The 10,327-nt window shown below is 59.1% G+C and carries 9 protein-coding genes and 1 pseudogene; 1 reads left to right on the top strand and 9 read right to left on the bottom strand.

Annotated elements, in window-relative coordinates:
* Positions 1–241 precede the first annotated feature (241 nt).
* Complete coding sequence (locus tag ACFMO5_RS06255) at positions 242–973, top strand: LysM peptidoglycan-binding domain-containing protein (protein WP_376791899.1); 732 nt, start codon at positions 242–244, stop codon at positions 971–973.
* A gap of 64 nt (positions 974–1,037) precedes the next feature.
* Here the strand turns inward: ACFMO5_RS06255 and ACFMO5_RS06260 are convergent, their stop codons facing one another.
* The 9 genes and pseudogenes from ACFMO5_RS06260 to ACFMO5_RS06300 all read right to left on the bottom strand — a co-directional run.
* On the bottom strand, positions 1,038–2,060 hold the full coding sequence (locus ACFMO5_RS06260; protein ID WP_376791900.1) for an ABC transporter ATP-binding protein: 1,023 nt from the start codon (positions 2,058–2,060) through the stop codon (positions 1,038–1,040).
* 52 nt (positions 2,061–2,112) lie between these two features.
* On the bottom strand, positions 2,113–3,111 hold the full coding sequence (locus tag ACFMO5_RS06265) for an ABC transporter ATP-binding protein (RefSeq protein ID WP_376791901.1): 999 nt from the start codon (positions 3,109–3,111) through the stop codon (positions 2,113–2,115).
* A gap of 244 nt (positions 3,112–3,355) precedes the next feature.
* The gene (gene opp4C, locus ACFMO5_RS06270) at positions 3,356–4,276 is read right to left on the bottom strand and encodes an oligopeptide ABC transporter permease (RefSeq protein ID WP_376791902.1); all 921 of its coding nucleotides are present in this window, start codon (positions 4,274–4,276) and stop codon (positions 3,356–3,358) included.
* An 11-nt stretch (positions 4,277–4,287) separates the two neighbouring features.
* Positions 4,288–5,406 (bottom strand): ABC transporter permease, encoded by a 1,119-nt coding sequence (locus tag ACFMO5_RS06275; protein WP_376791903.1) that lies wholly within the window; start codon positions 5,404–5,406, stop codon positions 4,288–4,290.
* Between the two features lie 598 nt (positions 5,407–6,004).
* Positions 6,005–6,853 carry an amino acid ABC transporter permease gene (locus ACFMO5_RS06280; protein ID WP_376791904.1) on the bottom strand — a complete coding sequence of 283 codons (849 nt, stop codon included), beginning with the start codon at positions 6,851–6,853 and terminating at the stop codon, positions 6,005–6,007.
* Positions 6,854–7,155: 302 nt separating this feature from the next.
* Positions 7,156–7,959 (bottom strand): basic amino acid ABC transporter substrate-binding protein, encoded by an 804-nt coding sequence (locus ACFMO5_RS06285; RefSeq protein WP_376791905.1) that lies wholly within the window; start codon positions 7,957–7,959, stop codon positions 7,156–7,158.
* Between the two features lie 341 nt (positions 7,960–8,300).
* Positions 8,301–9,014 carry an ABC transporter ATP-binding protein gene (locus ACFMO5_RS06290; RefSeq protein WP_376791906.1) on the bottom strand — a complete coding sequence of 238 codons (714 nt, stop codon included), beginning with the start codon at positions 9,012–9,014 and terminating at the stop codon, positions 8,301–8,303.
* Positions 9,015–9,132: 118 nt separating this feature from the next.
* Positions 9,133–9,918 (bottom strand): ABC transporter ATP-binding protein, encoded by a 786-nt coding sequence (locus ACFMO5_RS06295; RefSeq protein ID WP_376791907.1) that lies wholly within the window; start codon positions 9,916–9,918, stop codon positions 9,133–9,135.
* A gap of 75 nt (positions 9,919–9,993) precedes the next feature.
* Positions 9,994–10,327: pseudogene (locus ACFMO5_RS06300) on the bottom strand (hypothetical protein); the annotation flags it as partial.

A 10,327-nucleotide genomic window follows, 5' to 3' on the forward strand; every position in this document is an offset into this window, starting at 1 on the left:
GGGAGGGGGATAAAGGGAGGTGGGGCCATCGGCCCGCACCATCTCATATCCTCAAAACAAATCTGGATGAAGCAGTTGTGCTCCATCCAGATTTGTTTTTGGATATACAGTTGAGAAGACGGGTGGGCCCTTCCCCCTCCCTGCAGCCCATTGGGCTGTGGGCCGGAGAGATCCAGAGGGTGAGGCCATCAACCAGTGCCATCCCATTGGATCAAAACCAGCTAATGGGATCGGATACCCCATGCGCAGAGAGGGTGCGTTTTCCACGAAAACGTCGAGACGCTGGCTATGGGGCATTGGATTGAACGCCCTGGCCGCTTGCGGCGCGTTGATCGTGGCGATGCGGGTGGTCGACTATATTCAGCCCTTGCCTCCCCTCCCCACCCCGCGTCCTACATCCACTCCCGCACCCACACCGACTCCGCGCCAACCTTTCACCTACACCGTGCAGCCTGGCGACACCCTTCTGGCGATCGCCACCCGCTTTGAGGTCTCCTTAGAGGAGCTCCTCCAGGCAAACGGTTTAAGCGCCGAGGCCATGATCTATCCCGGTCAGGTGCTGTGGATTCCTGCCGGCGATCTCTACTCGCCAACCCTGCCAACACCCACCCCTGCCCTAACGCCTCCCCACACCCCGGCCTCAGAGGAGATCCGCCTTCGGGTCCTTGAAGTGAAGTCCCCAGGGGATTTGGCCTCAGAAGCCCTCGTGTTGGCCAACGAGGGGGCGACGATCAGCCTGGCGGGGTGGCGGATCCAGGATGAGGAGGGAAACATATTCACATTCCCGGCGCTCACCTTGTGGACTCAGAGCATTGTGACCGTGCACACCCGGGAGGGGGCAAACACCGCCATGGATCTTTACTGGGGCCGTGCCGAGGCCGTATGGCGGCCCGGCGAGCGAGGCACTTTGGAGGATCCCCATGGCCAATTGGTGCTTGAATTTCGCGTCCCCGACGGATCCAATGGGCGCTAAGAGACCATTATTCGAGGAACAAAACGCGGGGCTGGGGTGAAGCTCCAGCCCCGCGTTTCATCGTTTAGATCACCCGCCAACAGGCCGCCCAATGCTCCTGCTGCGGTGTACCCACATTGATGAAGGGGGGTTCCTCCCGGGCGCAATGGCTGGTGGCGACGGGACAACGCGGATGGAAGCGACAGCCCGAAGGTGGATTCAGAGGGCTTGGGACATCGCCCTTGAGCAAGATACGCTCCCGTTTGAGGGTGGGATCGGGTATGGGGACGGCGGAGAGCAACGCTTGAGTGTAAGGGTGAAGCGGATTGCGATAAAGCTCCTCACGGGAAGTGAGCTCCACGATCTTACCCAGATACATCACGGCCACGCGATCGCTCACGTGTTCGATCACACTGAGGTTGTGAGCGATGAACAGATAAGTCAGCTTGAACTCCTCCTGGAGCTCCTTCAACAGGTTAATGATCTGCGCTTGGATGGAGACATCGAGCGCGGAGATCGGCTCATCGCATACGATGAACTTCGGCCGTAGAGCGAGGGCGCGCGCGATCACAATCCGCTGGCGCTGTCCGCCGGAGAATTCATGGGGATAGCGGCGAGCGTGATAGTCCTCCAGACCGACCTTGCGAAGCAAACTGATCGCGATCTCCAGCCGCTCCTTCGGCGTTCCGATCCCGTGCGCGGCCAGCCCTTCCGCAATGCTAGCTCCCACCGGCATGCGGGGATCCAGAGAGGAATAAGGATCCTGGAAGACGATCTGCATATCCCGCCGCAGGGCCTTCAGCTCGGATTTCGAAAGAGCGAAGATATTCCGTCCCTCGAAGTACACTTCTCCTGCCGTCGGTTCGATGAGGCGCAGAATGGTACGCCCAACCGTGGTTTTCCCACACCCGGATTCCCCGACCAGTCCCACGGTCTCCCCACGGCGGATCGTGAAACTGACCCCATCCACCGCCTTCACCCACGCGACCACCCGCTGAAGCAGCCCCCGGCGAACTGGAAAATACTTCTTCAAATCCCGAACAATCACGAGATCCTGATCGGCTGAAAGCCCTATCGGGGTCTGAACCTGCGGTTGCGTCAGGGTCATCCGTTGATCCCTCCTGATTTTCTGATCCGAAGCGGGCTTCTCCTCTCACCTTTTAACGATAAAGCCAGCAACGAACCTGGTGGCCAGGCTGGGTATGGAAGAGCGGGGGGTTCTCCTCCAGGCAGATATTGCCCAGCCGGGCTTGGTTCTCAAGCCGCGCCCGGCAACGCGGCGCAAAGCGACATCCAGGCGGCAGATCGATCAGGTTGGGGACTGTTCCCGGGATCGTGTCCAGCCGCGGCTTCACCACCCCCATCACGGGGATGGAGCCCAGCAACCCCTGGGTGTAGGGGTGTTGGGGATCCGCAAAGATCGTGCGCACGTCCGCCTCTTCAATGATCTGCCCTGCGTACATCACCGCCACCCGATCGCACATCTCGGCGACGATCCCCATATCGTGAGTGATCAGGATGATGGAGGTGTTCATGCGGCGCTGGAGCTCGCGCATCAGATCGAGGATCTGAGCCTGGATGGTTACATCTAGAGCGGTGGTCGGCTCATCCGCGATCAGCAACTCGGGCCCCAAAGCGAGGGCCATCGCGATCATCACCCGCTGGGCCATTCCTCCAGATAGCTCATGGGGGTAAGAGTGGGCCCGGCGCTCCGGGTCAGGGATACCGACCATTCGCAGCAGTTCAATGGCCCGCTTCCATCCTTCCGCGCGGTCCAGCCCCTCATGGACCTGAAAGACCTCTGCGATCTGATCGCCCACCTTGAAGACCGGGTTCAGACAGCTAACCGGTTGTTGGAAAATCATGGAAATCCGGCTTCCCCGGAGCCGGATCATTTCCGGCTCCGGCAGCTTCAATAGGTCCACCCCATCGAAGAGCACCTCTCCCCCAAGGATCCGCCCGGGTGGGGTGATCAGGCGCATGATCGAAAGGGAAGTCACGCTCTTCCCGCAACCAGATTCCCCTACCAGCCCCAGGATCTCCCCTCGACGGACGTGGAAGCTGACCCCATCAACTGCTTTCACGATCCCATCTTCGGTGAAGAAATATGTCCGCAAATCCCGAACTTCCAGCAGGATATCGCGGCCGTTCCGGTGCATGAAAGCCTATTCCTCCATTTGCAAGATGTCGAGCAGTGACTCCGAATGGCAGTGATTCAATCTCGCCTGGCGAAGCAAACTGCCTCTGCACTTTTCTCCCACCCCGTGCCACGAAACCGCACGAAGAGGAGAAGAAAAGTTTTCTGTGAGGAGTGGGACGCGTAGGCAGCCTGTCCCTCACAGAAATCACACAATAAATCAAGGATTATCTAAGAACCCCGCGCTCGTCAGATCGTTGACACGCTCAGCGCTTCAAACGTGGATCCAGCGCATCCCGGAGACCATCGCCTACAAAATTGAAGGAAAGCGAGGTGAGGAAAATACAGAAACCGGGGATGATCGCTTTAAAGGGCTGGGTCCACATATCCGCCTGGGCGTTGTTCAGCATGTTTCCCCACGTGGGAACAGGAGGCTGGACGCCGAAGCCCAGGAAACTGAGGGCCGCCTCCAGGATGATCACCGTGCCCAGGCTGAGGGTGGCGCTGACGATGATGGGAGCCATGGCGTTGGGGATCATGTGGCGGATCACGATCTGGAGGTCCGACATCCCAAGGGCCCGCGCGGCTTCGGTGAATGTCTGCTCCCGTAACGATAGGACCACCCCTCGCACCAACCGCGCGGAGCCCATCCAGCCGAACACGCTCAGCACAAGGATAATAATCACCACGCTGCTCCATTCCCGGGTCAGGCCAGGGATCGTGACATCGCTCAGGAGAGCAGAGATGGTGAGCAACAGGGGCAGGAGAGGAAGCGTGAGCATAAAGTCCACCATCCGCTGAATGATGGTATCCACCCAGCCCCCAAAGTAACCTGAAATCGCCCCGATCAACGCCCCAGTGGTCTGGCTGATCAATGTGACCACGAAAGCCACCGTCAAGGAGATGCGTGCCGCGTGCATCAACCGGGAAAGCACATCCCGGCCCAGCTCGTCCGTTCCCAACCAGTGGGCGGCAGAGGGCCTGGCGTTCTTCAGCTCCAGGTTCTGAGCGTATGGATCATAAGGTGCGATCCAGGGGGCCAACGCTGCGACTAGAATGAAAATAAGCAAGATCATCGCCCCCACCAGGGCTACGCGGTGGCGGCGGAACCGTCGCCAGACGATCAGCAGGTAACTCTCCTCCCGAACCGTCAGAAGGGCTTCCGCTCGAAGCTCCGCAGTCGCCATCCGTCACCCCCTCACTCCAAGCGGATCCGGGGATCTACAATCGTGTAAAGGATGTCCGCCAGTAGGTTCGCAAACACCACCAGTAAAGAGGTAATGAACAGCAGCGCCATGACGACCGGCCAATCGTCCGCTTGCAGGGCGTCGTAATACAAGCGCCCCATGCCTTTGTAGTTAAAGATCGTCTCCGTGAGCACCGCCCCGCTGAAAATCCCTGGGATCTCCAGGGTCAGGATGGTCACGATGGGGATAAGGGCGTTGCGCAAGGCGTGCTTCATGATCACGATCCGCTCCACCAACCCCTTGGCCCGGGCCGTGCGCACGTAATCCTGGCGCAACACCTCCAGCATCGAGGAGCGGGTGTAACGGCTCCAACCTGCCATGTACAGCAAGCTCAGCACAATGGTGGGCAAGATCAGATGGACGGCGCGATCCAGCGGAGAACCTGGTGTGGCTCCCAGGACATAGAGAAGGCTCCCCGGTTGGGGTGGGCGCAGGCTGAAATTGTTCCCGGTGGGCAAATAAGGCAACCCCAGCACCTGATACCAAGGGGAGCGAGGGCCGCTGAAGATGAAGATCATCATGAGCCCGAACCAGAAGACGGGCATCGCAGTCCCAAAGAAAGCGAAGGTGGTCGCTGCGTAGTCCAGCAGGGAATACTGCTTCACCGCGGAGTAGATCCCAATCGGGATGGCCACCAGAAGGGAGAGGAGCGTTGCCGAGGTCATGAGGAGAAGCGTGTTGGGAAGCCGAAACCAGATCAAGTCGATGACTTTCTGCCCAGACGCCAAGCGCCATGAATCCCCGAAATCAAACCGAATGACCCCCCGCGTGCACTCCGAGGCGATCTCCCGGCAACTGGTCCGCTGCAGCGATTTCAATCCCACTTCATCCAGCCAGTCCTCTCCAAGCAACCAGACGATGTAACGCCAGTGTAATGGCCGGTGCAGCCCAAGGAACTCCTCGATCCTCCGAATCTCCTCCGGGCTTAATCGGCTTTTCCGGTCCGCCCCCAGATTGATCCCGCTCAGCGGTCCTCCGGGGGCCAGGTTCATGATGGCATAGATGGCCATAGAGGAGAGGAGGACGACCACAATCATTTGAAACAGGCGCCGTATCAAGTAGTTGAGCATTTGCTCCTCCTCGATCGGCCATATCGCAGGGCCCCAAATCGCCCATTTCTACGCCAACTCTTGCTATTATGGCTCATGTCCTTTTACGAAGCAAACATTGAACCGGTTTGCGTTCCATAGATGGGGGTGGGAGTTGCAGGCCGTTGCTCCCCCAGAAATTATGAGATGGGCTTTGGACAAACAGACAGCCCGACTTCGCGTCCGGGCCCTTCCCTTGTACAGGGCAAGCTCCTCCTCCCTTCTCCCCCCATGCGGTCATTCGAGCCGCATAGAATAATAGAGGAAATCGAAAGATTTGGGATGGATGGGGCCGTCTTCGGGACCCTCCCCACCTCCAAATGCCCCAGATGGAGGCAATGGACGAGTTCGTTCAAAGTCGGTAGTCATCCCTTCCAGTAATGGCAAGCTCAAATGTCAAAAATTCAAGGGGGCTGGCCGGTGAGGGGAATGGCCCCATCCCGCGAAGAAAAATCACTATTACCGAATGGAGTATCCACCCCAAAGTCCAGTTAAGAGAAATTTTGCAGGGATGCGGAGGCTAATGCTGACACCTCCCCCTCCGTCCCTACCCCTCAGAAGGCGAACTGCACCCCTCCCTTCATCGCGGGACAGCGGTCCGGCGCTCCAGCACCCGAACCAACAGGGAGAGCAACAAAGTCATAGCCAAGTACAGAAGGGCAACGGTGTTATAGACTTCGAAATAGCGGAACGTGCCCGCTGCCCGCTGGCGGCCCACATACATCAATTCCGGCACCGCAATGACAGAGGCCAGCGCGGTGTCCTTGAGCATGGCGATGAAGTCATTCCCCAAAGGAGGCAAAACATTCCGAATCGCTTGAGGGAGGATCACGAAGCGCATCGCCTGCCAGTAGGTCATGCCCAGGCTGCGGGCGGCCTCCATCTGTCCCTTTGGAATGGATTCGATGCCTGCCCGATAAACCTCAGCCAGATAGGCCCCATAGCCGATCGCCAGGCCCGTTACCGCCCGCCCCATCTCGCTGCGGATCAGGCGGCCCAGCTCCATCAGAGGAGGCATCCCCCAGACCTGGCCAGCCCCGATTAGCGCATCGCCCATCGGGGGCGCGGCCACGAAGGCCACGTAAAACAACACAACCAGAAGCGGAACCCCCCGGATGAATTCAACGTAAAGGGTGCTCAGGTTATAAAATATCACGTTCCGGGAGACCCGACCCAAGCCAGCGATCAATCCAAGGATGAGAGCGATCGAGTAAGCGATCACGGTTAATTGCAGTGTGATCGGGATCCCACGAAGCAGAAAGCGAGCGGTGGCCTGATAATCCGGAGAATACAGGATCGCCACAGCCGTCCAGAGCCCGAACGCTCCCAATAAAACAGCCCACCAGGGCCATGTCCGCCAGTTCAGTCCAACCCGCCGTGGAGGAGGGACCGAAGGAAGCGCTGTTCGGGTTTCCACCGAAACCGCCATCTTTTAAGCTCCTTTCTTTATCGATAGTCTCCCTGAAGGGCGTGGATGATCCAACGGCCTGGCGAATACGAACAACCCGACTCCTATGAGAGGTGCCCTACATAACATGGGGATGCCGGTTGAGGGGCGGGCCCTGTGCCCGCCCTGGGGCACCCACGAGGGATGCCCTTATTCCATCACGTGATCATACCCAACCGAAATTACCAGGAAAAAATGCTCCACAGGAAGAAGCGGGAAAACAGAATGGGTCGCGAGACTCCCCGCGACCCATTCGGGAGATCCATCCGCTCTGCAAAGCGAGTTTACTGCCCCGGCTTGAACTCAACGAACCACTTCCGGTAAAGCCGGTCCAGCGTGCCGTTCTCCTTCAGGACCTTCAGGGCGGCGTTGAAGGGGCCGACGAGATCGCTGCCCTTCGGGAAGCAAAGGCCGAGATCCTCGCTGGTGAAGGGCTGTCCGGCGATCTTCAGCTTGCCCGGGTTCTGGGCCATAAAGCCATCGGCCGCCGGGCTGTCGATCACCACGGCATCCACATCCTTCGCCAACAATGCCCGCACTGCCAGGTCAAAGGTATCGTAACGCTTCAGCTGCTTCGCCTCATCCGCCACGAGAGTCTTGGCCGTCTCCTCGTTGGTGGTCCCGATCTGAACCCCCACGATCTTGTCTTTGAGATCGTCCTTGCTCTTAATGCGCTCCTCGTCGGCGCGCACCAGGACGACCTGGCCGTAGCGGAGGTAGGAGTCGGAGAAATCGAATTTCTGCTTGCGCTCCTCGGTGATCGTGATGCCGGAGGCAGCCAAATCGAACTGTTTCTGCTCCAGCCCCGCGAAGATCCCTTCCCAAGCGGTGGAGATGATTTTCGGCTTGCAGTTGAGGAGCTTGCAGATCTCGTTCACCAGATCCACATCAAAGCCCACGATCTCATTGGTCTTCGGATCGACGAATTCGAAGGGCGGATATGTGGTATCGCTGGCGATTTTCAGTTCCCGCCCCCCCAGATCCGGGAGTTGGGCGGCCGGGCCCGGGGTAGGGGTCGGCGTGGCCGCCGGCTGGCAGGCAACCGCCAACAAAGCCAGGATCAGAATCCCCCACAGCAGGCGCCTCATGGTCTCCTCCCTCATCCATTAGGATGTGCACCTAGCGCTTCTTCCATTTTAATTCGGTTTGAGGATATGCGGCGGAAAGGCACTCCTTCCCCCACCCAGCCCGAAGAGCTGCGGGGAGGAAGGAGAAAAAATCCTTTGGGGCTGGGGGCCGTTTGGAGCAGGGCGCTTGAACGCCCGTTTTTGGTCATCTTTCCCAGCCCCCGAAGATCCCCAGGGGAAATCGCTTGCAAGCGCATTAGGTCCTATCGATGCGGAAGAAGCACTACCTTTCCCTGCGTTGGATTTTACGCTCGCCTGCTCCCAAACCTTGAAGAGAGAGGGGCCGGCAGCCTGGGCCAAGTTTAATGCATGCCGAGATAGGCCGCCTGAACCTGAGGGTTGTTCGCCAGCTCGCGCGCTGTCCCCTGAAGGACGATCCGTCCAGTTTCCAGCACATAACCACGGTGGGCCACCTGGAGGGCCATATGAGCGTTCTGCTCCACCAAGAGGATCGTGGTGCCCTGCTGGTTCAGCTGTCGGATGACCTCAAAGATGCTCTCTACCAGCACAGGGGCCAGTCCCATGGAGGGCTCATCCATCAGGAGGATGCGGGGTTGCATCATCAACGCGCGGGCGATGGCCAGCATTTGCTGCTCGCCACCGGAAAGGGTCCCTCCTTTTTGATGGAGGCGTTCTTTCAGGCGCGGGAAAATCGTGAACACGAACTCCATCCGCCGGGCCACCTCCTTTCGGTCCTTGACCGTATAAGCTCCCATCTCCAGATTTTCCCAGACGGTCAGCTGGGGGAAGATCCGCCGACCCTCCGGGACATGGCCGACGCCCCGCGCCACGATCTCATGAGGGGGCAGGCGGGTGATATCTTCCCCATGGAGCAGGATGCGGCCGTGACGGGCCCGGACCAGGCCGGAGATCGTGCGGAGGGTTGTGCTCTTCCCTGCCCCATTCGCGCCGATCAGGGTGACGATCTCTCCCGGCTCAACCTTAAAGGAGATCCCCTTCAACGCATGGATATGTCCGTAGTAAGCGTGGACATCGACCAGCTCCAGAACGGCCATAACTCTTAGCTCCATAAAATTTGCATGGCTGGAATCTGGCGTGCTTGGTCCACCCAAATTTTGGGGATATCCGTGGAGGCGGCCTCACCCACCCTAAAAATTCCCAGATTTAGATGCCTCATGCGATGGCGCCAATCGCAACCCCCCGCCCCAGATAGGCTTCAATCACCCGCGGGTTCCGCCGGACCTCCTCCGGTGTCCCCTCAGCGATCTTCTCCCCGTAATCCAACACGGTCACCCGCTCGGAGATCCCCATCACCACCCGCATTTGATGCTCGATCAGGATCACGGTGATTCCCAGTTCATCTCGCAAGCGCCGGATCAGCTGCGTGGTCTCGGCCGTCTCCTGAGGATTCATCCCCGCCGTGGGCTCATCCAGAAGGATGAGGCGAGGGCGGGCGGCGAGGGCGCGGGCGATCTCCACCTTGCGTTGTTCGCCGTAGGGCAGGTTCTTGGCCAGCTCATCCGGCGAGGCGCGTAGCCCCACGAACCGGATCAGCCGCAGAGCCTCCTCCCGCAGCTGCCGCTCCTCGGCGCGAAAGCGAGGGGTTTGAAACAAGATATCCACCGGATTCGCCCGGAAGCGGGTATGCATGCCGACCAAAATATTCTCCAGCACCGTCATGTTCCCAAACAGGCGGATGTTCTGGAAGGTCCGCGTGATCCCCCGGGCAGTGATCTGATCCGGTCGAAGCCCAACCAGAGGTTGGCCCTCAAAAAGAACTTCCCCTTCATCTGGTTTATAGATCCCAGTGATGATGTTGAAAAGGGTGGTCTTCCCCGCCCCATTGGGCCCAATGATGCTGACGATGCGGCCTGGTTCGAGCGTGAAATCCACTCGATTGACAGCAACCAGCCCACCGAAGCGCTTAGTGACCTTCCTTAATTCAAGCAGGTAGGTCATTCCCTCGTCTCCTGGAGAACAATAAGGTTCTGTGCAACCGCATGCGTGCGGGGACTCTTATCCCTCTTCTTATTCTTAATCCCTTGCGGGCTTGGCCTCCGTCGCAGGGATCACCGGAGGAAGCTCCTCTTCCACCGGCAACTGCTCCACCTCCTCAGCTTCCGCTTGTCCCAAAGCCTCCGCAAGCTCCATGCGATGGCGCCGCTCCGGGATTATGCCCTGAGGTCGCAGGATCATCATCAGGATCAGCAGAACCCCGAAGACCAACCGCTCATACTTGGCCGGCTCCAGCTGGGTCGGCCACTGGCTGAGGGGGAAGTTAATCAGAGGAATCACCACCCCGGCCTGACGCAGCTTGTTGAGCATGAGCGAAAGGCCCTTCAGGATCTGGAGGTTCAGGATGGTCACC

Source organism: Thermoflexus sp., assembly GCF_042408365.1.
Lineage (GTDB): Bacteria > Chloroflexota > Anaerolineae > Thermoflexales > Thermoflexaceae > Thermoflexus.